This is a genomic window from Kocuria sp. HSID17590, from assembly GCF_003989485.1.
GTDB classification, from domain to species: Bacteria; Actinomycetota; Actinomycetes; order Actinomycetales; family Micrococcaceae; genus Kocuria; species Kocuria salsicia.
Window position 1 is genome coordinate 1 of record NZ_RBMB01000038.1, and the last position, 22,136, is coordinate 22,136.

Below are 22,136 nucleotides of genomic sequence, written 5' to 3' on the forward strand. Positions count from 1 at the left end.
GTTTCCGGTGGTTATAGCGTGGGGGAAACGCCCGGTCCCATCCCGAACCCGGTAGCTAAGACCCACAGCGCTGATGGTACTGCACTCGGTAGGGTGTGGGAGAGTAAGTCACCGCCGGAATTCACGTGAGAAGAGGGTTGAGGCCCCACACCGTTTGGTGTGGGGCCTCCCCGTGTTTAACACTGGTGTGTTCCACGAGGCACCCACCCAACACCCGCCACACAACGTTTCGAGCCCCTCGTCGTCTCCGGGGGGTCCCCGTGGGTTGCGCGCCGTGCTGGTAAGACTGTGCTGGTACTGTGCCGGGTACTCGAGAGCTGCCCGCCGGCGGCTTGTGGCCCCTTGTTGAAGGGAACGGATCACCGCATGGACACCACGGCCGAAGGACACCAACGCGTTCTTCTCTGGACTCCGCCAGGCGAGTCTGTGGGAGACTCCCCGATGGACCGCTTCGCCCGGTGGGTGGAGCAGACCCGCGGCGTCCTCCTCCCCGACTACGCCGCGTTGCACATGTGGTCGGTGGAGCACCTCGAGGACTTCTGGGGTGCGGTGTGGTCGTACTTCGGCGTCGTGGCCTCCGTGGCGCCCGAACGGGTACTGGCCAGCAATCAGATGCCCGGGGCGCGGTGGTTTCCGGGGGCGCGGCTGAACTACGCGGAGAACTCGCTGCGGGCGGCGCGGACCCGGCCGGAGGCCATCGCCATCGTAGGCGAGCACGAGAGCCGGGATCCCGACCGGTGGACGTGGCGGGAGCTGGAATCACAGGTTGCTGCTCTTGCGCGGACACTGCGGCAGCTGGGGGTGGAACCTGGCGACCGGGTGGCGGGGGTGCTCCCCAACATCCCAGAGACCGTGGCTGCGATGCTTGCCACGGCATCAGTGGGGGCGGTGTGGTCCGTGGTGAACACCGACTTCGGGCCCTCCGGCGTGGCCGATCGGTTTGCCCAGATCGAGCCGAAGGTGCTGTTCGTGGTGGACGGCTACGAGTTCGGTGGCACGGTGCGGGACATGACGGTTTCCTACCAGGACCCGCGGGACGTGTTGCCGAGCGTGGAGCAACTCATCGTGGTTGATCAGATGCCGCGGGAGAGCGTCGGAGAACTTCCCGGGGACGCTCTGCGCTTTTCGGAGATTGCCTCAGAACAGGCCGAACCGCGCTACGAGCAGCTGCCCGTCGAGCATCCGCTGTGGATCCTCTACTCGTCTGGCACCACCGGGAAGCCCAAGGGAATCGTCCACTCCCACGGCGGTGTGACCCTGGAGTTCTACAAGGCACTTGGCCTGCACTCTGGACTCGGCCCGAGGGACGTGGCCTACTACGCCGTGGCCACCACCTGGATGGTCTGGAACATGCTCGCCGGCATTCTGCTGCCCGGAGCGCAGATCATCACGTACGACGGCTCCCCGACGTTCGGGGGACCGCAGAAGTCGTTCGAGCTCGTTGCGCGCAACCGTGCGACGTTCTTCGGGGCCGGCGCCGGCGTGCTGAGCATGGTGCAGCGCGCCGGTGTGGTGCCCAACGTGAGCATGGACTTCTCCTCGTTGAAGTCCATCCTGGTCACGGGGTCACCGCTGCCTGACACCACCTGGGACTGGGTCTACGAGGCCGTCTCGGGCACTGTGCGGCTGGGCTCGGACTCCGGCGGCACGGACGTGACCAGTGCCTTCATCGGGACCAACCCGTACCAGCCCGTGTACCGGGGCGAGATCATGGGCCCGTACCTGGGCGTGGACGCCCAGTCGTGGAACTCCCGTGGTGAACGCGTGTGGGACGAGGTGGGGGAGCTCGTGATCACCCGGCCCATGCCGAGCATGCCGGTGTTCTTCTGGAACGACCCGCAGGGTGAGCGCTACCAGGCGGCGTACTTCGACATGTTCCCGGGGGTGTGGCGCCAGGGGGACTGGGTCACCCAGCTGCACGAGGGCCCGTTCGTTGTGCACGGCCGCTCGGACTCCACCATCAACCGCGGCGGCATCCGGATGGGCTCGGCGGACCTGACCCACGTGGTGGACCGCGTGGATGGTGTGGCCGCGTCCATGGTGATCGGGGCGGAACTGGCCGGCGGCGACTACTACATGCCGCTTTTCGTGGTGCCCCAGCCCGGCACGCGCCTCACGCGAGAGCTCGAGCGGCGCATCGTCGACGCGATCCGCACCCAGGTCTCCCCGCGCTACGTCCCCGACGAGATCATCGAGGCTCCTGCGGTTCCACGCCCACGCACCGGCAAGCTGCTGGAGATCCCGGTCAAGAAGCTCTTCCAGGGCGCGGACCCGAGCACCCTCAACCGGGCGACCGCCGAAGACGCCGAGGTGCTGGACTGGTACGCCCGTGCCGCCCGCGCGCATGCCGGGCGGCGTGAGCACTGACAATCACGACGTCACCCGCGACCCCGGGAGGGGAGCCCCGGGCGACGACGCCGCGGGCCGGTGGGCGCGCCGGTTATCCGGTTCTCTCGCGGATCGAGTTCCTTCTCAGAGCATGGCCTGACGGGTGCGACGAGACGCGTGCGGCGGCGACGCGCCGTCCCGCGAGGCGTCGGCGTCAGTCAGCCGCCGCAGCGTACGAGAAGGGCCCCGCGCCGTCGTCGCTCGACGGTGCGGAGCCCTTGCCCTGTCAGCGTGGGGTCAGGGGACGATCTTGCCAGGGTTGAAGTTGCCCCCGGGGTCTGCGACCTCGAACAGGCCGTGCATCAGGCGCACCCCCTCGGGGGAGATGTCCTGCTCCATCCACGGCTGGTGCTCCACTCCCACGCCGTGGTGGTGGGACAGAGTGCCCCCGGAGTCGATGAACGACTGCTGGATGGCGGACTTGATCATGTGGTACTCCTCGTACGGGTTCTCCTCGTCGAAGACGTACGCGAATGTGAAGTACAGGCACGCCCCCGAGTGGTACGAGTGGGACATGTGCGACATGATCCAGCCGGTCTTGTCGAGCCGCGCATAGGCGCGCTGGGCGGCGTCGTACGCGGCCTTGTGGACCGTGGTCAGCTGCGACCACGGCGCGGCGGTCTCGGAGACGTCCCCCACGGTGTTCTGCTCGAGCAGGAAGTCCCGCAGGTGGGGCGTGTCGAACTTCTTCTGGTCGTAGAGCGCGCCCGGTCCGGAGCCGAGGACGACGGCGCCCTGGGCCTTCGCAATCTTCGCCACGGCCTTCTTGCGCTCGGCCACGTCCTTGACCGTGCCCTCGAAGCACACGTAGGAGAGGCACATGGCGTCCGTGTCCCAGCCGCGCCGTCGCATCACCGCCCACAGGGCCTCCTGCCCCCTGGCAGCGAGCCTGCCCTTGACGGAGGTGGAGGCCTTCTGGGTGGCCAGCGAGAACGCCGTCTCGTGCGCGTCCGACACGCGGGCGAACGTCAGCGGGATCTCCGCCTCCGTGTACTGGCGCACCGCGGTCAGCGCCTGCTGCCACGTGGGGAACATGTAGGCGATGACCTCGTGCTCCTGCGGCAGCCGGTGCACCTGCACGGTGAGCTCGGTGATGATCCCCAGCCGTCCCTCCGAGCCGATGACCATCTCCCGCAGGCTCGGGCCCGTTGACGTTGACGGCAGCGGACGCAGCACCACGGTTGCGGTGGGCCGGACCAGGCGCAGACCGCGCACGATGTCCGCGATGTCCCCGTACTTGTCCGACTGCATCCCGGAGGAGCGGGTGGCGGCCCAGCCACCCAGGGTGGAGTGGGCGAAGGAGTCAGGGAAGTGCCCGAGCGTCCAGCCGCGGGCGTTGAGCTGCTCCTCCATGTCCGGACCGAGCACACCCGCCTGGATGGTGGCCAGCCCCGAGGTCTCGTCAATCTCCAGCACACGGTCCAGCCGCCCCATGTCCACGGAAACGATGCAGCGGGACTCGTCCTGCCCGGCCTGCAGGCTACGGGAGATGCTCGAGCCGCCGCCGAAGGGGATGACCACGAGGTCCTCGTCCACAGCGGTCTCGAGGATCCTGGTGACCTCGTCCTCTGAGCCGGGGTAGACCACGACGTCCGGGACGCGGGTGAAGTCGTTGCGCAGGGTCTGCAGCAGCTCGAGCACGGACTTGCCGGCCCAGTGCACCACGCGCAGCTCGTCCTCCACGCTCACGTTCTCCGCGCCGCTGATCTCCCGCAGGTGCGCCAGGACGTCCTCGGGGGCGCGGGACTCGGGCACCTGCGCGGTGGCGAACTCCACGGTGTCACGTTGCCGGGGCCGCAGGCTGACGCCGATCGCCTCCTCCACGAACGGGGCGAACGCGGGCTTGTTCTCGTAGTTGAAGAACACGCCCTCCTCGCCCCAGCCCCACCACTTCTGATGCTTCACGTGTGCCACTGGGCGAAAACCTCTTCCTGGGAGACGACTAGTCGTGGATCATGTGCCGGTTCGCGGCGTACAGGGCACGCACGGCGGCCTCGATGCGCTCGTTGAAGCTGCGCGCGGTCTCGTTGCCTCGGGCCCGCAGGGGCGCGCCCACCGCAACCACGACGGGTGGGCGGCCGGGACGGGGCCAGTTGGCGCCGCGCGGCATGGCCTCGTGCGCGCCGATCAGTGCGACAGGAACCACCGGGACCTGCACGGCCAGCGCCAACGACGCCGCCCCCACCCGGAACGGGGCCATCTTCCCCGTCTTCGAGCGGGTGCCCTCGGGGAAGATCAGCAGTGGCACGCCGGCCGCGAGCAGCTTCTTGGACAGCCCCTTGTTCGCGCCCTCACCGCGGCGGTCCACGGGGAACGCGTTGAACACCAGCTGGGTGAAGAACTTCTTGTGCCATGCGGTGAAGAAGTAGTCCGCGGCCACGCCGGTGGCGAGGTCGCGCGAGATGTAGCGCGGCACGCCGCTCATCACCAGCGGCGCGTCCAGGTGGCTCGAGTGGTTCGCGACGACGACGCACGTGCCCTTCACGCCGTAGGCCGCCGGGTCCACCACGGTGGTCCGCCGGATGGTGCGGTTGACCAGCCCGCGGAAAAAGATGCTCTGCACGATCCGCCGGGCAATGCGTCGCGTGGGGTTTGTGTAGTGCGCGGCGGTCAGGTCAGCGGACTCCGCCGGGGGAGCAGGGGGCACAGGGTCCTGCTGACCCGCGCTGCCCTCGAGGGACTCGAGCACCCGGGGCCGCGCCTCGGGCTCCTTCGCGGAACGGGGCTCTCTCCCCTCACGGGGAGGCTTCCCGGGACGGGAGGGCTTCGCAGGGCGGGACGTGGATCCGCGGGATGCATCGGCGGCGTCGTCCTCGGAGGGCACGGGGGCGTCCTGGTGTGCCACGGCTCAGGCCTTGAGCTCGCGCTGGCGCACGCCGGAGATCTTGCGGGAGACCCAGCGGACGGCGGGGCGCGGGAGGTGGTGCAGCGCGGCGACCATGACCTTGTACCGCAGCGTGGGCACCGAGATCACCTTGCCCCGCGCGACGTCCGCCAGTGCCTCCTCGACGAGCCTGTCCGCGTCCAGCCACATGAAGTCCGGGATGGAGGAGCCGGTGATGCCCGCGCGGCTGTGGAACTCGGTGCGCACCCAGCCCGGCAGCAGCGCCGTGACGTGCACGCCCGTGCCGTGCAGCTCGACGGCGAGCGACTCGGTCATGCTGGTCGCGTAGGCCTTGATCGCGGAGTACTCGCCCATGGTCACGTATCCGGAGGTCGAGGACACGTTGACGATCCAGCCCGAACGGCGCTTGACCATCGCCCGTGCCGCGGCACCGGAGAGCCGCGCCACGGCCGCGCACATGACCTCGAACCCCGCCTCGTGCTGGTGGAAGTCCTCGGCAGTGTAGGGCGCCTTCACCGAGAAACCGGCGTTGTTGACGAGCATGTCCACCGGCTTCTGAGGGTCCTCGAGGCGACGGGCCACGCGCCAGAGGTCCTCGCGCACGGCCAGGTCCGCCGTGATCGTCTCCACATGGACGCCGTACTCGGCGGTGAGATCCCGACTCGTGTCCTCGAGTCGTTGCGCGTCCCGGGCAACCAGGACGAGGTTGAAGCCCCTGCGGGCGAGCGAGCGTGCGAACGCGGCACCGATGCCTGACGTTCCACCGGTCACGAGAGCGGTAAGCATGCCCCTAAGATACACTACGGTGGGCGTAGCGCAGTGGCCCGTCCAAGGGCCAGCCCACCACGGACCGACCACGGAGGAACCCCTTGACCGAGACCCCCACCCGCGTGCTCCTCACGGGAGCCACGGGCTTCCTGGGCCAGGCTGTCCTGGAGCGGCTGCTCTCGAGCTGCGAAGACGTCCACGTCACGGCGGTCGTGCGCCCCAAGGGCTCGCAGTCCGGCAGCTCGCGGCTGCGCCAGCTGCTGCACAAGCCCTCCTTCAGGACCTGGCGCGAGGCCGTGGGGGAGGAGCGCGCGGAAGAGGTCTTCGCCGAGCGCACGAGCGTTCTCGAGGGGGACCTCACGGGGCTCTCAGAGATCGGGGAGCCCTTCGACGTGGTGGTCCACTCCGCGTCCACGGTCTCCTTCGACCCGCCCATCGACGAGGCGTTCCGCACCAACGTGGGCGGCGCTGTGGGCCTCTACGACGCGCTGCGCGCGGCCGGGCAGGACCCCCACGTGATCCACGTGTCCACGTGCTACGTGGGCGGGATCGCCAAGGGCCTGCGCCCCGAGGCCTCCGTGGACCACGACGTCGACTGGCAGGTGGAGTTCGACGCCGCCGTGCGCGCCGCGGACACGGCCCAGGTGGAGTCCCGCAGCCCCGAACGACTCGAGTCCTTCATCCGCGAGGCCACGCGCACCCACGGCAAGGAGGGCCCAAAGACCGTGGCACGTGCCGCGGAGGCGGCCCGGCAGGAGTGGGTGCGCTCGCGGCTGGTGGACCACGGCCGCACCCGCGCCCAGTCACTCGGCTGGACCGACATCTACACCTTCACCAAGGCGCTGGGCGAGCGCTTGGCCGAGCAGAAGTGGGCGGGGCATGGGCACCGGCTGTCCATCGTGCGCCCCTCGATCATCGAGTCCGCGCTGCGCCACCCCTTCCCGGGGTGGATCGACGGCTACAAGGTCGCGGACCCGCTCATCATGGCCTATGCGAAGGGCGCGCTGCCCGAGTTCCCGGGTCTGCCGGACTCGGTGCTGGACGTGATCCCCGTGGACTTCGTGGTCAACGCCATCGTGGCCCTGGCGCGGGGCGGGCACCGTGAGGCGGAGGCCGCGCGGGTGCCTCTGACGCCGGCGGCGTCGTCGCCCGGTCCGAGTGCCGCCTACTACCAAGTGTGTTCCGGGGCCTCGAACCCGCTGCCGTTCCACCAGATGTACCGCAGCGTGCGTTCCTACTTCCTGGAGCACCCGCTGCAGGACGGCCACGGCAACCCGGTCGTGGTGCCCGAGTGGAGGTTCCCGGCGAACAACTCCATGGAGCGCGGACTGGCGGTCAAGGAGAAGCTCGCCGCGGTGGGTGTTCGCCTGAGCTCGGTGCTCCCGGCCACGGCCACCACGCGGGAGTGGACCAACTCCCTGCACCGGATGCAGACCGGTCTGGGCTCCCTGCGCACCTACGTGGACCTATACCAGAACTACACACGCACCGAGATGATCTTCGACGACACCCACCTGCGGCGCCTGGACGCCTCCCTGCCGGATGTGACACCGGAGGACCAGCACTTCGACGTCCGCGCGATCTCGTGGCCCGAGTACTGGCAGGAGGTCCACCTGCCCGCGCTGACCGAGATGACCCGCGCCTACACCCGGGCCAGGGCGGCGTCCCGCAAGCGAACCGGGCGCAGCCGCGGCCTGACGCAGGGCGCGGACGTCGTGGCTGTGTTCGACCTCGAGGGCACTGTGGCCGGGGGCAACATCATCACGCAGTACGCGCTGCTGCGCCGACTCGAGCTGAGCCCGTTGCAGTGGCCCGCGGAGCTCGGCGAGCTCGTGGGCAACGCTCCCACATACGTCAAGGCCGAACGGCGGGACCGCGGGGAGTTCATACGCGCGTTCCTGCGCCGCTACGAGGGCGTCTCGGTGGCGCGTGTCGAGGAACTGGTAGCCGGTCCTCTCGGCCGGGCTGTGGCACAGAGCGTGCGCCCCGGCGCCCTGGAGCGGATCCGTGAGCACCGGGCCGCGGGCCACCGCACGGTACTGGTCACCGGTTCCCTGGACCTGCTGGTGAGTCCCATCGCGGAGCTGTTCGACGACGTGGTCGCCGGGCGCATGGACCAGGTGGATGGTGTGCTCACGGGCTATTTGGCCACCCCGCCGCTCGTAGACGAGGCCCGGGCCCAGTGGCTCAAGCGCTACGCGCAGGACCACGGGCTCGACCTGAGCCGTTCCTACGGGTACGGGGACTCCGTGGCGGATGCGAGCTGGCTGTCACTGGTGGGCCACCCGTTCGCCGTGAACCCGGACCTGTCTCTATACCGCCGCGCGCGCAAGGCGCACTGGCCGGTCGAAGACTGGCGGAGGGCCTGAGCCGTGGTGACGGAAGCGCCGCCGGAGGGCGGTCACCCGGGCGACGGGCGCGCGGGTGATGGACGCGCGGACGACCGCGCGGCGACGCGCGACGGCGTGGCGAAGGGCGGTGAGGCGGTGCGGCAGGACGACGGCGCCGCGCACCCGGGTGAGCGGGTGGCGTCGTCATCCGTGGATCCACGTACGGCCCGCACGGACCACAAGATCGTGGCGGGCGCGCTGCGTCTGCTGCGCGAGGGCGGTCCGCAGAAGGTGACGATCGAAGCCGTGTCCGCCAGCACGGGCGTGGCGAAGACCTCGATCTACCGCCGCTACGACAACAGTGCCCAGATGCTCGAGGCCGCGCTGCAGCACACGGCGGCTGCCGAGCCACCCGTGGCGCAGGATGCCACGTGGGAGCGGGCGCTGCAGGCGGCCGTCGACATGCTGCTGCGGGACTTGGGCATGGGCGTGGTCATCGCCCTGTTGCAGGAGCCGCACTCCGAGACCTCCAGGGTGCTGCGCGCCTCCGTGGTGCGACCGCGCATGGACGCGCTGCGCGCGCTGCTCGAACGGGACGTTCAGCGGGGGCTGATCCGCGCCTCGGTGGACATCGACATGGTGGTGGACTTCGTCCTGGGAGCGGCATACGCGCACGTGGCGCGCTACGGCTCGCTCGACGAGAGGTGGACCGAGCGGATGCACCGGGCGCTGTTCGATCTGATGGCCGCACGTCCGCAGAGCACTCCGGGCAACTAGAACACGTTGATCTCGTCCGGTCGCGTGGCGAGGTAGTGCTTCACGTAGTCCTGCACGGCGACCGGGGTGGGGATGTCCTCGCCGGCGCTCTCGGACATGAACCAGCGGTGCTCGAGCACCTCGTGGATGATCTGGGCGGGTTCCCGCTTGCGGCGTAGCTCGGCGGGGATCGCCTCCATGATCGGCACGAACACCTCGCGCATCCACAGCTGCGCGGTGAGGTCCTCCGGCAGACCCGGGTACAGGGCCTGGCCGAACTGGTGGATGTCCGTGAGGATGCGCCGCGCCTGGTTCTCCTGCGTGTTGAGCCCCGTGAGGTGCAGCAGCTTGCGGGAGTGGTGCCCGGGCTCGACCACGCGCGGGCGCAGGCGGACCTGCCCGGTCTCGTCCGAGTCCAGGGAGGCCTCCTCGACGTCGAAGCCGAGCTCGTTGAGCCGCTCGACCCTCGCCTGGACGCGCCAGCGATCGCCCACGGGGAAGGTCTCCGTGGCCGTGAGCTCCTCCCACAGCCCCTCGTAGGTGTCCACGAGGCGCTGGGAGATCTCGAACGGGTCCACGGACGCGGGATCCACGCCCGCGTCCCGCAGCCGCTGCTGCATGTCCTCACCGGCCAACAGGTCCATGACCTCCCCGGCCACGTTGGTGCGGGCGAGGTCGATGTCGTACCCCCGCTGCCCCCGGGTGAGGGAGGGGTGCAGCTCACTGGTCTCCGCGTCCACGAGGTACGCGGCAAAGGCCTCGGCGTCCCGGCGGAACAGGGTGTTGGACAGCGAGACGTCCCCCCAGTAGAAGCCGGAGAGGTGCAGCTGGACGATGAGGGAGGCCAGGGCGTCCACGAGCCGCTCGATGGTCTCCGGGGCTGGGACCTGCTCGAAGATGGTGCGATAGGGCAGTGAGAAGCTCAGGTGGTCGGTCACGAGCGCCGCGGGCAGGGGCTCGCCGTCCGGTGTGTAGCGGTCGGTGACCACGGAGTCCGGGACCACGGACGGGATGGACATGGTCTGCAGCTTGCGCAGCAGACCGTACTCCCGCTGGGCGTAGTGGGCTGTGGTCTCTTTGACCGCCACGACCTTGCGCCCCACGTGCGCGAAGCGCACCACGTGGCGGGAGAGACCCCTGGGGTAGGCCGCGAGGACCTCGGGGGGCCACTGCTCCAGCGGCAGCTCCCAGGGCAGCTCGAGCAGCGCCGGGTCCGGGAAGGCCGTGCTGATGGATACACCCCGCAGGGGCCGGGGTGCTCCCGCTGCCGGGGAGTCGGAGGATGAGGGGACCGTCATGTCACTTCATGCTAGTCATGGCGCGGGTCCTGCGGTGCGCGAGCAGGCTCAGGCACGCCGCCAGCGCCGGGGGATCCGCGACCCGCCAGCGTGCCATGGAGTCCTTCTCGCCCACCTTGATCCCCACGTCCCCGGGCCCGAGGACGGCCAGGGCGTCCTCGTCCGTGACGTCGTCCCCCGCGAAGACGGTGACGTCCGGGTGGACCGCGGCGGCGATGGTGGCGAGGCCGTCCCCCTTGGTGGCGCCGAGCACGGAGCACTCGACCACCAGCTGCCCCGGTGTCAGCCGCAGCCCGGGCATGGCCTCGTAGACCGCGGTCATCTCCTCGAGGGCTTGCTGCGCCTCCCCGGGATCCGCGATGGGGCGTGCGTGGAAGGCCACGCCCGCGGGCTTCGGCTCGGCGCGGGCACCGGGGTAACGGGCCACGAGCGCTAAGGTGGCCGCCACGGCGCGCTCGAGCAGGTCGGACTGCTGCGCGCTCAGCTCGATCCTCGTCCCTGAGCCCGCGCCCGGGGCTGCGGAGAGGTCCACCTCCGCGCCGTGGGAGCCGGAGAGCACCATCCGCGAGTCCGGGTCCACCACCGTGCGCAGGAACTCCAGGGGGCGCCCGGAGATCACGGCCACGGTGGTGTGCGGCAGCTGTGCGAGAGCATCAAGGGCCTCGCGCGCGGCCGGCAACGGCCGGGAGTCGGCGGGGTCCTCGGTGAACGGGGCCAGCGTTCCGTCGAAGTCCAGCGCCACGAGCAGCCGCGGCGCCGCGGCCGCGCGGTCCAGGGCGTCCTGGAGGTCGTCACTCATGACTGCCGCCCGCCCGGGCACCCGCGGCCGTGGCGTCGTCGTCCCCGCCAGGTGCGTGGGCGGCGGCGTGCTGTGCGAGGTCGTCCAGGAAGCGCTGGGACCAGTCCACGACGTCGTGCGTGAGCACCTGCCGGCGCATCGCCACCATGCGCTTGCGAGCCTCCGTGCGGGGCATGTCACGGGCGTGGAGCATGGCCTCCTTCAGACCGTCGATGTCGTGCGGGTTCACGAGCACCGCCTGCCTGAGCTGCTCGGCGGCCCCCGTGAACTCCGAGAGCACCAGAACGCCCGAGTTGTCCTGCCGCGCGGCCACGTACTCCTTGGCCACGAGGTTCATCCCGTCCCGCAGCGCCGTGACCAGCATGACGTCCGCCGCGAGATAGAGGGCCACCATCTCCTCGAACGGGTAGCCGTGGTGCAGGTAGCGGATGGCCGTGTGGGAGATGGTGTCGTGCTGGCCGTTGATGCGCCCCACCATGCCCTCCACGAGCTCCCGCAGCTGGCGGTACGAGTCCACCCGCTCGCGGGAGGGGCTGGCCACCTGGATGAGCACCGAGTCCTCGACGGAGAGCTCGCCGTCGTGCAGCAGCTCCCCGTACGCCTTGATGCGGTGGCGGATGCCCTTGGTGTAGTCCAGGCGGTCCACGCCCAGGTAGACGGTCTCCGGGTTGCCGAGCTCCTCGCGGATCTCCTTCGCCCGCGCCCGCACCGAGGGATCCGCGGTGAGCTCCTTGATGGACTCCACGTCGATCGAGATCGGGTACGACCCCGCGTTGACCGTCCAGGAGGTCTCCTCGCCGTCCGCGGTGCTCTCGCTGAACTGCGTGGTCCCCTTGATGAACTGCACGCCCAGGTACTTGCGCACGCAGCGCTGGAAGTTCTGGGCGTCCCCGGGGCGCTGGAAGCCGATCAGGTCCGCGCCCGTGAGTCCGTCCAGCACCGCCCTGCGCCACGGCAGCTGCGAGAAGATCTCAGTGGGCGGGAAAGGGATGTGGTTGAAGAAGCCGATGGTCACGTCCGGACGCAGCCTCCGCAGCATGCGGGGCACGAGCTGCAGCTGGTAGTCCTGCACCCAAACCGTGGCGCCCGGCGCGGCGGTCTCCGCGGCCTGGCGGGCGAAGCGCTCGTTGACCCTGCGGTAGGCGTACCACCACGTGCGGTGGAACTCCGGGGACGCAATCACGTCGTGGTAGAGGGGCCACAGGGTCGCGTTGGAGAAGCCCTCGTAGTACCTGCGCACCTCCAGCTCGGACAGCGCTACCGGGACGAGGTGGAAGACGTCGTGGTCGAACGGCTCCAAGTCCTCGTCCGGCGCCCCGGACCAGCCGACCCACGCGCCGTCGCGCTGCGCCATCACCGGGGCAAGGGCGCTCACCAGGCCGCCGGGGGAGCGGCGCCACGTGCTGCTGCCGTCCTCCGCGACGTCCCGGTCCACGGGGAGCCGGTTGGAGACCACCACGAAGTCGTAACCGTCACGCGGGACGTTCACTTCTCGAAGAGACTGCTCTGCGGACACGCTGGGTTCCTTCCCCGGGGACTGCTGGTCACCCCATTCTAAGTGGGCGTACTACCGCCGCCCAGGGGGACGACGCCGCCGCGTGGCCGTGCGCGCGGCGTCGTCGTGCGTCACCTGCCGCCACCGGCGCCGAGGCGGGCCGGGTACTCTGAGGAGCAGTATCCACACGTGTCCACCCCCTCGGAAGGAAACCCGGACCCCCATGGCTGCACAGAAGAAGACCTCCGGCTCGTCGGCGTCGGACGACGCCCGGGAGCGGGCCCGTCGGATCGCGGACCAGCAGTCCCGTCGCTCCAGCGGCAGGCCCACCGGTCTGATCATCGGCATCGTGGCGCTCGTGGTTGTCATCGCGCTGATCATCGGGCTGGTCGTGTGGCAGAACAACAAGGCCACGATCCCGGACGCGGGGCCCGTTCCCGCGAGCTCCAACCAGTACGGCGGCATCACGCTCACCAGGGACGGGATCGCCAAGAACACCTCGGACGTCCAGGAGCGGGACCTCTCCCAGCTGCCCGCGGCGGAGGAGAGCCCGGACACCACCAAGACCCCCCTGGGGATCGTGGACAAGGACAAGGCGGCCAGCAACGGAAAGCCCGTGCAGCTCGTGATCTTCCAGGACTTCGAGTGCGTGCACTGCGCAGATTTCGAGAAGGAGAACGCGGACACCATCAAGAAGGCCGTGGACTCCGGGAAGGTGGAGGTGGAGTACCGCAACCTCAACTTCCTCGACAAGGCCACACCGGACCAGTACTCCTCACGCTCCGCCAACGCCGCCTACCTCGTGGCGGAGCAGGTCAGCACCGACCAGTACATGGACTACGCCCAGGAGATCTTCACCCACCAGGGCAGCGGCGGGCTGAGCAACGCCGAGATCGCGGAGATCGCCAACAAGCACGGCGCGAACATCTCCGCGGACGACCTCGACGAGAACACCTACCGCCCGCTCGTGAACGTTGTTGCCCGCGAGGCCGTGAACAATGGCGTGGCCGGGACGCCCACGATCTACGTGGACGGCAATCGTTTCGAGCAGGGCACCTTCTCGGACGTGCTGGACAAGGCGGTCAAGGCCAAGAAGTAGCCGTGGCGCCCATGCCCGGAACCAATGTGAAGAACCCCGGCCGTCCAGGACGACCGGGGTTCTTCGCGTTCCACGGGAGCCCCCTGCCGGATTCGAACCGGCGACCCTCTGTTTACAAGACAGATGCTCTGGCCATCTGAGCTAAGGGGGCGCTGCGCTCCCGCCACGGCCGGCCGGGGTGCACCAGCACCGCCTGCCGCGCCCGCACGGGACCGCTCCATGATACTGGACAAGTCGCGGGCGCCCGCGCACCCCGGATCCGCAGGGCACTCTGCCGGGTGCACGGGTGGCAGGTGTGACTGAGCCAGGCCTCACTCACTATCCAGGCCGGGCGAAAGGTGCTTCCATGGGCCACATGGAAATCAAGGGAAGAATGGCAGAAGCGATCACCGAGCAGATCACCATGGAGCTCCAGGCGAGCGTGGTCTACCGACAGCTGTCCATCGAGATGGACGTGGCGAGCCTGCCCGGGTTCTCGCAGTGGTTCCGTGCGCAGGCGGCCGAGGAGGTCACCCACGCGGAGAAGTTCATCGACCACGTGGTGGACCGCGGCGGTGACCCGAAGATCGGCAGCATGAACGGGCCGACCCTCGAGGACACCTCTCCGCTGGGCTGCTTCCAGGCGGCCCTCGCCCACGAGCGCGAGGTCTCCGAGTCCATCCGCAACCTGTACCGGTTGGCGCAGGAGGAGGGCGACATCGACGCCATGCCCCTGCTGCACTGGTTCATCAGCGAGCAGCTCGAGGAGGAGGCCAGCGTGGAGGAGATCGTGGACCAGGCCCGCCTGGTGCACAACGACGGGCCCGGCCTGCTGCGTCTCGACGCCGAGCTGGGGTCCCGCGAGGTCGAGAGCGACTGAGCTCCCCGCGTGACGAACGACCGGCCCTGCTCCTGAGGAGCGGGGCCGGTCGTCTGTCACCGGTGTCCCTCTGGGCCTTGTCCGGCACGGGGTGCGGGGAGGGGCGCTACTCCTGGGTGATCTCCACGTCCGCCTGCTCCCGGCGCCCGAAGGCCCACAGCAGCAGCTCGGCGGGTTCGCCGCGCACGATCTGCACCCGGCGCGCGGACTTCTTGCCCCCTCGCACGGCACCGAACCCGGCGGCGATCAGCACCACCGACTCGGGCTCCTTGCGCAGCAGCGCGGGGCCGGCCAGCTTCAGCATGCTCCACAGGGCCTTCTGCTCGTCGTTGAGCAGCTGCCGGGCGTGCCACTGGGGCTGGGCGCGGCGGACGTCCTCGTGGTGGATGAAGAACTCGCCGGTGTTCATCCGCTTGTCGATCGGGGACCAGCGCCCCGGCGAGTGCAGCGGGGGCCGCTCCACGAGGTTCACGAGGTCCTCCCACGGCATCCCGCGGTACTCGGCGTCCACGGTCTCCGCGTGCCTGCCGAGCACCGGCAGCCGGGGCGAGAACATCCCCGGGACGGCGTCCGGGCGCGCGTCGCGGATGGCCAGGTGCACCGCGAGGTCCCGCGTGTCCCAGCCCTCGCACAGGGTGGGGGCATCGGGGCCCACGCGTCGCAGCAGCGCCGCGAGGTGACGGCGTTCGACGTTGGCAAAATTGGTCACGGGAGCATCCGATCTGCTGGGGGTGGACGATCACGTCCACGGTAGACGCGCTCGGCGGTGGTTGTCACTGCGCCGAGTCCTCAGCCGCTCCATCCGTGGAGCCCTCTGACGGCACCTCCGCCGCAGGCTCCGTCGCCTGCTCTGCGGACCCCTCCGCGAACTGGGCGCGGTAGAGCCGGGCGTAGGCGCCGTCGGCCGCGACCAGCTCCGCGTGCGATCCCTGCTCCACGATCCGCCCGGACTCCATGACCACGATGGTGTCCGCGTCCCGGATGGTCGAGAGACGGTGGGCGATGACGAACGAGGTGCGGTTCTCGCGCAGCGCGGCCATGGCCTTCTGCACGAGCAGCTCCGTGCGGGTGTCCACCGCGGAGGTCGCCTCGTCCAGGATGAGCAGCGAGGGCCGGGACAGGAACGCCCGTGCGATCGTGATGAGCTGCTTCTCACCGGCGGAGACCGAGGTCTCGTCCTCGGTGAGCACGGTGTCGTAGCCCTCGGGCAGCGCCCGCACGAAGCGGTCCACGTAGGTGGCCCTGGCGGCGGCCACGACCTCCTCGTCCGTGGCGTCCTGCCTGCCGAAGCGGATGTTCTCCATGATGGTCCCGGTGAACAGCCAGGCGTCCTGCAGGACCATGCCCACCTGGCGGCGCAGGTCCTCCCGCGCGAGGTCCCGGATGTCGATCCCGTCCAGCAGGATGCGCCCACCGTCGATCTCGTAGAAGCGCAGCACCAGGTTCACGAGCGTGGTCTTGCCCGCCCCGGTGGGGCCCACGATGGCCACGGTGCGCCCGGGCTCCACGTGCAGGGAGAGGTCCTCGATCATGGGCGGCTCGCCCGCGGTGGCGGCGTCCTTGTCGTAGGAGAAGTCCACGTGCTCGAATCGCACCTCCCCGCGCAGCCGCTGCGGCAGCCTGGCGGTGGGGTTCTCCGGCTCCTGATCCGGGGCGTCCAGCAGCTCGAACGTGCGCTCGGCGGACGCGATCCCGGACTGCAGCTGGGTGGCCATGCCGGCGATCTGGGAGAGGGGCTGGGTGAACTCGCGCGAGTACTGGATGAAGGCCGTGGCGTCGCCGAGCGTCAGCTGGCCCGAGGCCACGCGCAGCCCGCCCAGCACGGCGATGCCCACGTAGGAGAGGTAGGAGATGAACTGCATGACGGGCATGATCGTGCCGGAGAGGAACTGGGCGCCGAACGCCGCCCGGTAGAGCTCCTCGTTGCGCTCGTCGAACTGCGCCTGCATCTGGCGCTGCCGCCCGTAGGAGTGCACGAGCTCATGGCCCGAGAAGGACTCCTCGATGTGCCCGTTGAGCACGCCCGTGGCTTTCCACTGCCCGGCGAAGAGCTTCTGGGAGCGGGAGCCGATCACTCCGGCGGCCACCGCCGACAGGGGCAGCGCGAGCAGGGCCACGAGTGCGAGTTGCCACGAGACGGCGAACATCATGATCACGATCCCCAGCACCGTCAGCACGTTCTGGATGAGCTGCGCGAAGGTCTGCTGCAGGGCGGTCTGGATGTTGTCGACGTCGTTGGTCACGCGTGACATGACGTCCCCGCGCTGGCGTGTGTCGAAGTAGCTCAGCGGCAGGGCGTTGAGCTTGCGCTCGATCTGCGCGCGCAGGTCGTAGACCACGTGCATCACCACGCGGTTGAGCACGTAGCCCTGCAGCCACATCAGCGCGGAGGCCACGGTGTACATGGCGAGCACCAGCAGGATCAGCCCGCCCAGCCGGGTGAAGTCAACACCCTGGCCGGGCACCAGGGACATCGCGGAGACCATGTCCGCGGTGGTGTCCTGGCCCTGCGCGCGCAGCCCGGCCTCGACCTGGGCCTGGCTCGTGCCGGCGGGCAGGGATCGGCCGACGACGCCCGCGAAGATCACGTCCATGGCGCGCCCCAGCACGCGGGGCGCCCACACGCCCAGCACCACGGAGACCACCACCGCGAGGACCACCACCGTGAGGGCGGCCTTGTGGGGCGTGAGCAGCTTCATGAGGCGCACCGCCGAGGGCCAGAACTGCTGCGGTTTGCGGGCGGGTTCCTGGGTCTCGCTCACAGTGCGCCTCCGGTGCTCTGGTCCGCCGACAGCTGGGAGGTGACGATCTCCCGGTACGTGGTGCTGCTCGCCACGAGCTCGTCGTGGGTTCCGCGCGCGGTGATCCGCCCCTTCTCGAGCACGAGGATCTCGTCCGCGTCGGTGATGGTGGAGACCCGCTGTGCCACCGTGACCACGGTGGCGTGACGGGTCACGGGCCGCAGGGCCGCGCGCAGCCGGGCGTCCGTGGCGACGTCGAGGGCCGAGAAGGAGTCGTCGAAGACGTAGACGCTGGGCCGGGCCACGAGCGCGCGGGCGATGCTGAGCCGCTGGCGCTGCCCGCCGGAGACGTTGGTGCCGCCCTGTGAGACGGGGGAGTTCAGGCCCTGGGGCATTGCACGGACGAAGTCCTCCGCCTGGGCCACGCGCAGGGCCTCCCACAGCTGCTCGTCCGTGGCGTCCGCGCGCCCGAAGCGCAGGTTGCTGGCCACGGTGCCCGAGAACAGGAAGGGCCGCTGCGGCACGAGGCCCACGCGCCCCGCTAGGTCCTCGGGTGCGTAGCGCGGCAGGGCCAGGCCGTCCAGCAGCACCTCCCCGGCCACGGGGTCGATCAGGCGCGGGACGAGGTTGATCAGGGTGCTCTTGCCGGACCCGGTGGCCCCGACGATCGCCACGGTGCGCCCCGGCTCGGCGGTGAAGCGGATGTCGTCCAGCACGGGTGCCTCGGCCCCCGGGTACTGGAACGTGACGTCGCGGAACTCGAGCCGGCCGCGGGCCGGCGGGGCCTCGGTGGGCTGCGCGGGCGGAGTCATGGCCGGGCGGGTGTCCAGCACCTCGGTGATGCGCTCGGCGCTGACCACCGCGCGCGGGACCATCATGAACATGAAGGTGGCCATCATCACGGCCATGAGGATCTGGAGCATGTACTGCAGGAACGCGGTCAGTGCACCCACCTGGATCTCGCCCTGGTCCACGCGGTGCCCGCCGAACCACAGCACCGCGGCGGTGGCCAGGTGCATGACCATGTTGATCACGGGGAACATCAGCACGAACAGCGCGCCGATCTTCAGGGAGATGTCCGTGAGGTCCTGGTTCGCGCTGCGAAAACGCGCGGTCTCGAACGGCTCCTTGACGAAGGCGCGGATCACCCGGATCCCCGTGATCTGTTCGCGCAGCACCCCGTTGATCCCGTCGATGCGTTCCTGCATGATCCGGAACCACGGCATCAACCGGGAGACCACGAGGCCCAGCAGCACCCCCATTACAGGGATGGACACCCACACGAGCCACGACAGCCCCGGGTCCTCCCGCAGGGCCATGACGATCCCGCCCACGCACATGATGGGCGCCATGACCATGAAGTTCAGGCCCATGAGGGTGAGCATCTGGATCTGCTGGACGTCGTTGGTGGTGCGCGTGATCAGCGACGGCGCCCCGAACTTCCCGACCTCGCGCGCGCTGAACTGCCCGACCCGGCGGTAGACGTCCCGGCGCAGGTCCCGGCCCACACCGATCGCCGTGCGGGCACCGCACCACACGGCCACGACGGCAGCGATCACCTGGGCGAACGCCACGGCCAGCATCACGGCGCCGGCGCGCCAGATGTAGTCGGTGTCCCCGCGGGCCACACCGTTGTCGATGATCCGGGCATTGAGGCTCGGGAGGTAGAGCGTGGCGATCGTGGCCGCCAGTTGGAACACGAGAACGCCCACGACCCATGGGACGTAGGGGCGCGTGAAAGTGCGTAACAAACTCAGCAGCATGACGGGCGATCCTGACGTCGAGCACGGAGGGAGCCGAATACGCGCCCAATATACGCGCGGGCCGGGACACGCTGAACGGACCGGGGCACCCCGGGCTATCCGGGCGTCACGCGCTAAAGTTTCGGTGCACCGAAACTTGCCGTGCCACGCGGTGCGCGGGACGGTGGACATGAGTAGGAGGCCACCATGACGTCGGGCAATCCAGCGCCGCAGGACGCGACCGGTGCGGGGGGTACGACGGCGCGGGCGTCGTCGCACGGGACCATCGCCGCACTCGGGCCGGCGTTCGTGGCCGCGATCGCTTACGTGGACCCCGGTAACGTGGCCGCGAACGTGAGCGCGGGTGCGGGGCATGGCTACCTGCTCGTATGGGTTCTCCTGCTCGCCAACCTCATGGCCATGGTCATCCAGTACCTCTCCGCCAAGCTCGGGATCGTGACGGGGCTGTCCCTGCCGCAGGTCCTAGGCGGTTCGCTGCCGCCCGGTACCCGGGTGCTCTACTGGGCCCAGGCCCAGCTCATGGCGATCGCCACGGACGTCGCCGAGGTGATCGGCGGCGCGCTCGCATTGTGGTTGCTGTTCGGCATCCCGTTGCCCCTGGGCGGGGTGATCGTGGCCGCGCTGTCCATGCTCGTGCTCGCGCTCCAGAACCACCGCGGTCAGCGCGTGTTCGAGACCGTGATCCTGGGGATGCTCGGGATCATCACGGTGGGGTTTCTCGGGGGACTCGTGGTGGGCCCGCCCGATCCGCGGGGTGTGCTCGACGGTCTGGTACCGCGGCTGGAGGGCTTCGAGTCCCTGGTGATCGCGGCGGGGATGCTGGGTGCCACCGTGATGCCCCACGCGATCTACATCCACTCCGCACTGAGCCGGGACCGTCACGGCATGGGTCACGCCCCCGAGCGCGTCTCCCAACTCCTACGCGCGACCCGCGTGGACGTGGTGCTGGCACTCGTGGTGGCCGGTGCGGTGAACATAGGGATGCTCCTGCTCGCGGCCAGGAACCTCTACGGCGTGGAGGGCACGGACACAATCGAGGGTGCGCAGCACGCGATCTCCGACGCGCTCGGGCCCACCGTGGGGGTCGTCTTCTCCCTGGGATTGCTGGCCTCCGGGCTCGCCTCCACCGCAGTGGGTGCCTACGCGGGGGACGTGGTTACGGCGGGTCTGTTGCGGTGGCGCATCCCGCTGCTCGCGCGGCGGCTGATCACGGTGATCCCCGCCGTCGTGATCCTGGCGCTCGGCGCGGAACCCACTGCAGCCTTGGTCGGGAGTCAAGTGGTGCTGAGCTTCGGGATCGCGTTCGCGCTCATCCCCCTGGTGCGCGCCACGGGCAGGGCCTCCCTCATGGGCCGCTTCCGCAACGGCCCGGTGCTCGCGGCCATCGGGTGGGTGAGCGCCGCGATCGTGGTGGTGCTGAACGTGGTCCTGCTCGTCATGAGCATGGGAAATGTGGGTTAGGGGCTAGCAAAACCACATAAACAGACATAAGCTCACATCACACAGGGGTTTCACCGCCGACACCCCGGTCCGTGAGGTGAAGATGTTCGCTGCAGAACGCCACGAGGAGATCACACGCACCGTGAGCCACGAGCGCCGTGTCAACGGTGCGGAACTGGCGAAACGGTTCGGTGTGACCATGGAGACGATCCGCCGGGATCTCGCCGTGCTCGAGTCCCAGGGGAAACTGCGCCGTGTGCACGGCGGTGCCGTGTCCGTGGACCAGTCCACGAGCGGGGAACAGGGGATGGACTCCCGATCGCGCCTCGCGGCCGATGAGAAACGGGCCATCGCCCGCAAGGCCCTCGAGGTACTCGAACATGCCGAGGCTGGTGCCGTGGTCCTGGATGCCGGCACCACGGTCGAGGCGCTCGCGGACCTGTTGCTGGCCCGGGACAACCACCTGCCCGGCGGGCAGGAACAGCTGATCATTACCCACGCCCTGCACATCGCGGCGAAACTCGCGGACGCCGAGGGTGTGGGGCTCGAGCTCGTGGGTGGGCGGATCCGCAAACTCACGTGGGCGGCCACCGGTTCGCGCGCGGCCCAGCACTACGACCAGCTGCGCCCGGACCTCGCGTTCGTGGGCTGCAACGGCGCGCACGCGCGGTTCGGGCTCTCCACGCCGGACCCCATCGAGGCCGTGGTCAAGTCCGCGATCGTGCAGGCGGCACGCCGCGTGGTGGTGCTGTGCGACGCGAGCAAGCAGGACCAGGAGACCCTCACCCGTTTCTGCTCGCTCGAGCAGATCGACACGTTCATCACCGACGCGGCTCCCGTGGGGGAGCTGGCGCAGGCCCTCGAAGACGCAGATGTGGAAGTGGTCCTCGCATGATCATCACCGTGACCCTCAACCCCTCCGTGGACCGCACGGTGGACCTCGGTGCGCCGCTCGCGCGCGGGCGGGTCCAGCGCGCGGTCTCCACCCGCCAGGACCCGGGCGGCAAGGGCGTGAACATCTCGCGCGCGCTGTCCGCGAGCGGCGTGGACACCGTGGCCGTGGCCCCGGGGGACGACACCGACCCCCTGTTCGCCGCCCTGGACGCCGTGGGGGTGCGCTACGACAGCGTCTCGATCGGGGCGCCCATCCGCTCCAACATCACGGTCACGGAACCGGACGGCACCACCACCAAGATCAACGAGCCCGGCCCCGTGCTGGACGAGCGCACGGTCGAGCGGATCGTGGAGCGCATCGTCAGCCGGGGGGCGGGCGCGTCCTGGCTCGTGTTCGCGGGCTCCGTGCCCCCGGGTCCCGCCCCGGACGTCTACGCGGTGATCGCGTCCCGGGTGCGTAGCGCGCTGGGCGCGGCGGCGCCGTCGTACGCCCTGGACACCTCGGGCGCCCCGCTCGCCGAGGCGCTCGCCCCGGACGCCGGGACCCTGCCGGACGTGATCAAGCCCAACGGCCACGAGCTCGCCCAGCTGCTGGGCCGCGGGGACGGCGACGCCTTCGAGGCGGATCCGCTCGCGAGCGCGCAGGCCGCGCGGGAGCTCG

General features: G+C 69.8%; 17 protein-coding genes, 1 tRNA gene and 1 rRNA gene. 9 read left to right on the plus strand and 10 right to left on the minus strand.

The genetic code is table 11. The features are described from left to right. Window positions 1-3 precede the first annotated feature (3 nt). A 5S ribosomal RNA gene (rrf, locus tag D8M39_RS11075) occupies window positions 4-120 on the plus strand. A gap of 246 nt (window positions 121-366) precedes the next feature. Further along, window positions 367-2,367 (plus strand): acetoacetate--CoA ligase, encoded by a 2,001-nt coding sequence (locus D8M39_RS11080; RefSeq protein WP_126875012.1) that lies wholly within the window; start codon window positions 367-369, stop codon window positions 2,365-2,367. A 258-nt stretch (window positions 2,368-2,625) separates the two neighbouring features. Here D8M39_RS11080 and D8M39_RS11085 read toward each other — a convergent pair whose 3' ends face one another. Genes D8M39_RS11085 through D8M39_RS11095 form a run of 3 tightly spaced genes read right to left on the minus strand, consistent with a single transcriptional unit; the run spans window position 2,626 to window position 6,019 of the window. Further along, on the minus strand, window positions 2,626-4,302 hold the full coding sequence (locus D8M39_RS11085; protein ID WP_126875013.1) for an FAD-binding oxidoreductase: 1,677 nt from the start codon (window positions 4,300-4,302) through the stop codon (window positions 2,626-2,628). A 28-nt stretch (window positions 4,303-4,330) separates the two neighbouring features. After that, a complete protein-coding gene (locus D8M39_RS11090) occupies window positions 4,331-5,233 on the minus strand; it encodes a 1-acyl-sn-glycerol-3-phosphate acyltransferase (RefSeq protein WP_232300317.1) in 903 nt (300 codons plus the stop codon). Between the two features lie 3 nt (window positions 5,234-5,236). Then, window positions 5,237-6,019 (minus strand): SDR family oxidoreductase, encoded by a 783-nt coding sequence (locus tag D8M39_RS11095; RefSeq protein ID WP_055085016.1) that lies wholly within the window; start codon window positions 6,017-6,019, stop codon window positions 5,237-5,239. Window positions 6,020-6,102: 83 nt separating this feature from the next. On the opposite strand from D8M39_RS11095, the gene D8M39_RS11100 reads away from it, so the two are divergent. Together D8M39_RS11100 and D8M39_RS11105 are read left to right on the plus strand one after the other, a co-directional pair. After that, window positions 6,103-8,370 (plus strand): HAD-IB family hydrolase, encoded by a 2,268-nt coding sequence (locus tag D8M39_RS11100; protein ID WP_055085018.1) that lies wholly within the window; start codon window positions 6,103-6,105, stop codon window positions 8,368-8,370. 6 nt (window positions 8,371-8,376) lie between these two features. Beyond that, the gene (locus D8M39_RS11105; RefSeq protein ID WP_238694060.1) at window positions 8,377-9,108 is read left to right on the plus strand and encodes a TetR/AcrR family transcriptional regulator; all 732 of its coding nucleotides are present in this window, start codon (window positions 8,377-8,379) and stop codon (window positions 9,106-9,108) included. Here the strand turns inward: D8M39_RS11105 and D8M39_RS11110 are convergent. From D8M39_RS11110 to D8M39_RS11120, 3 genes are read right to left on the minus strand one after another with little or no spacing between them, the layout of a single operon-like run. Further along, window positions 9,105-10,385 (minus strand): DUF4032 domain-containing protein, encoded by a 1,281-nt coding sequence (locus D8M39_RS11110; RefSeq protein WP_055085020.1) that lies wholly within the window; start codon window positions 10,383-10,385, stop codon window positions 9,105-9,107. The genes D8M39_RS11105 and D8M39_RS11110 overlap by 4 nt on opposite strands. A gap of 1 nt (window position 10,386) precedes the next feature. Further along, window positions 10,387-11,184, minus strand: a complete 798-nt coding sequence (gene otsB / locus D8M39_RS11115) for a trehalose-phosphatase (RefSeq protein WP_055085068.1) — start codon at window positions 11,182-11,184, stop codon at window positions 10,387-10,389. Continuing rightward, window positions 11,177-12,700, minus strand: coding sequence for a trehalose-6-phosphate synthase (locus D8M39_RS11120; protein WP_126875014.1), 1,524 nt, complete (start codon window positions 12,698-12,700; stop codon window positions 11,177-11,179). Before D8M39_RS11120 ends, otsB begins: the two co-directional genes overlap by 8 nt. Before the next feature lie 202 nt (window positions 12,701-12,902). On the opposite strand from D8M39_RS11120, the gene D8M39_RS11125 reads away from it, so the two are divergent. After that, window positions 12,903-13,778, plus strand: coding sequence for a thioredoxin domain-containing protein (locus tag D8M39_RS11125; RefSeq protein WP_055085024.1), 876 nt, complete (start codon window positions 12,903-12,905; stop codon window positions 13,776-13,778). A gap of 77 nt (window positions 13,779-13,855) precedes the next feature. On the opposite strand, the gene D8M39_RS11130 is transcribed toward D8M39_RS11125, so the two are convergent. Then, window positions 13,856-13,929 (minus strand) — tRNA-Thr (locus D8M39_RS11130). A 204-nt stretch (window positions 13,930-14,133) separates the two neighbouring features. Between D8M39_RS11130 and D8M39_RS11135 the strand changes: the two genes are divergently transcribed. Continuing rightward, a complete protein-coding gene (locus D8M39_RS11135) occupies window positions 14,134-14,637 on the plus strand; it encodes a ferritin (protein ID WP_055085070.1) in 504 nt (167 codons plus the stop codon). Window positions 14,638-14,743: 106 nt separating this feature from the next. On the opposite strand, the gene D8M39_RS11140 is transcribed toward D8M39_RS11135, so the two are convergent. The 3 genes from D8M39_RS11140 to D8M39_RS11150 all read right to left on the minus strand — a co-directional run bounded on the left by D8M39_RS11140 (window position 14,744) and on the right by D8M39_RS11150 (window position 19,141). After that, window positions 14,744-15,346, minus strand: a complete 603-nt coding sequence (locus D8M39_RS11140) for a TIGR03085 family metal-binding protein (RefSeq protein ID WP_055085026.1) — start codon at window positions 15,344-15,346, stop codon at window positions 14,744-14,746. Window positions 15,347-15,410: 64 nt separating this feature from the next. Next, window positions 15,411-17,399 carry an ABC transporter ATP-binding protein gene (locus D8M39_RS11145; protein WP_094393535.1) on the minus strand — a complete coding sequence of 663 codons (1,989 nt, stop codon included), beginning with the start codon at window positions 17,397-17,399 and terminating at the stop codon, window positions 15,411-15,413. Continuing rightward, window positions 17,396-19,141 (minus strand): ABC transporter ATP-binding protein, encoded by a 1,746-nt coding sequence (locus tag D8M39_RS11150; protein ID WP_094393536.1) that lies wholly within the window; start codon window positions 19,139-19,141, stop codon window positions 17,396-17,398. Before D8M39_RS11150 ends, D8M39_RS11145 begins: the two co-directional genes overlap by 4 nt. A 186-nt stretch (window positions 19,142-19,327) precedes the next feature. Here D8M39_RS11150 and D8M39_RS11155 point away from each other — a divergent pair, with 186 nt between their 5' ends. The 3 genes from D8M39_RS11155 to D8M39_RS11165 all read left to right on the plus strand — a co-directional run. Further along, window positions 19,328-20,602 carry an Nramp family divalent metal transporter gene (locus tag D8M39_RS11155; RefSeq protein ID WP_094393537.1) on the plus strand — a complete coding sequence of 425 codons (1,275 nt, stop codon included), beginning with the start codon at window positions 19,328-19,330 and terminating at the stop codon, window positions 20,600-20,602. A gap of 82 nt (window positions 20,603-20,684) precedes the next feature. Beyond that, a complete protein-coding gene (locus tag D8M39_RS11160; protein ID WP_055085033.1) occupies window positions 20,685-21,476 on the plus strand; it encodes a DeoR/GlpR family DNA-binding transcription regulator in 792 nt (263 codons plus the stop codon). Beyond that, window positions 21,473-22,136, plus strand: a 664-nt coding sequence (locus D8M39_RS11165; protein WP_238694061.1) for a 1-phosphofructokinase family hexose kinase, incomplete at its 3' end; no start/stop codon positions are given. The genes D8M39_RS11160 and D8M39_RS11165, both read left to right, overlap by 4 nt.

Coding starts and splice junctions, on each gene's coding strand:
- D8M39_RS11080 (WP_126875012.1), top strand. CDS start 367: ATGGACACCACGGCCGAAGGACACCAACGCGTTCTTCTCTGGACTCCG.
- D8M39_RS11095 (WP_055085016.1), bottom strand. CDS start 6,019: ATGCTTACCGCTCTCGTGACCGGTGGAACGTCAGGCATCGGTGCCGCG.
- D8M39_RS11110 (WP_055085020.1), bottom strand. CDS start 10,385: ATGACGGTCCCCTCATCCTCCGACTCCCCGGCAGCGGGAGCACCCCGG.
- otsB (WP_055085068.1), bottom strand. CDS start 11,184: ATGAGTGACGACCTCCAGGACGCCCTGGACCGCGCGGCCGCGGCGCCG.
- D8M39_RS11125 (WP_055085024.1), top strand. CDS start 12,903: ATGGCTGCACAGAAGAAGACCTCCGGCTCGTCGGCGTCGGACGACGCC.
- D8M39_RS11135 (WP_055085070.1), top strand. CDS start 14,134: ATGGAAATCAAGGGAAGAATGGCAGAAGCGATCACCGAGCAGATCACC.
- D8M39_RS11150 (WP_094393536.1), bottom strand. CDS start 19,141: ATGCTGCTGAGTTTGTTACGCACTTTCACGCGCCCCTACGTCCCATGG.
- D8M39_RS11155 (WP_094393537.1), top strand. CDS start 19,328: ATGACGTCGGGCAATCCAGCGCCGCAGGACGCGACCGGTGCGGGGGGT.
- D8M39_RS11160 (WP_055085033.1), top strand. CDS start 20,685: ATGTTCGCTGCAGAACGCCACGAGGAGATCACACGCACCGTGAGCCAC.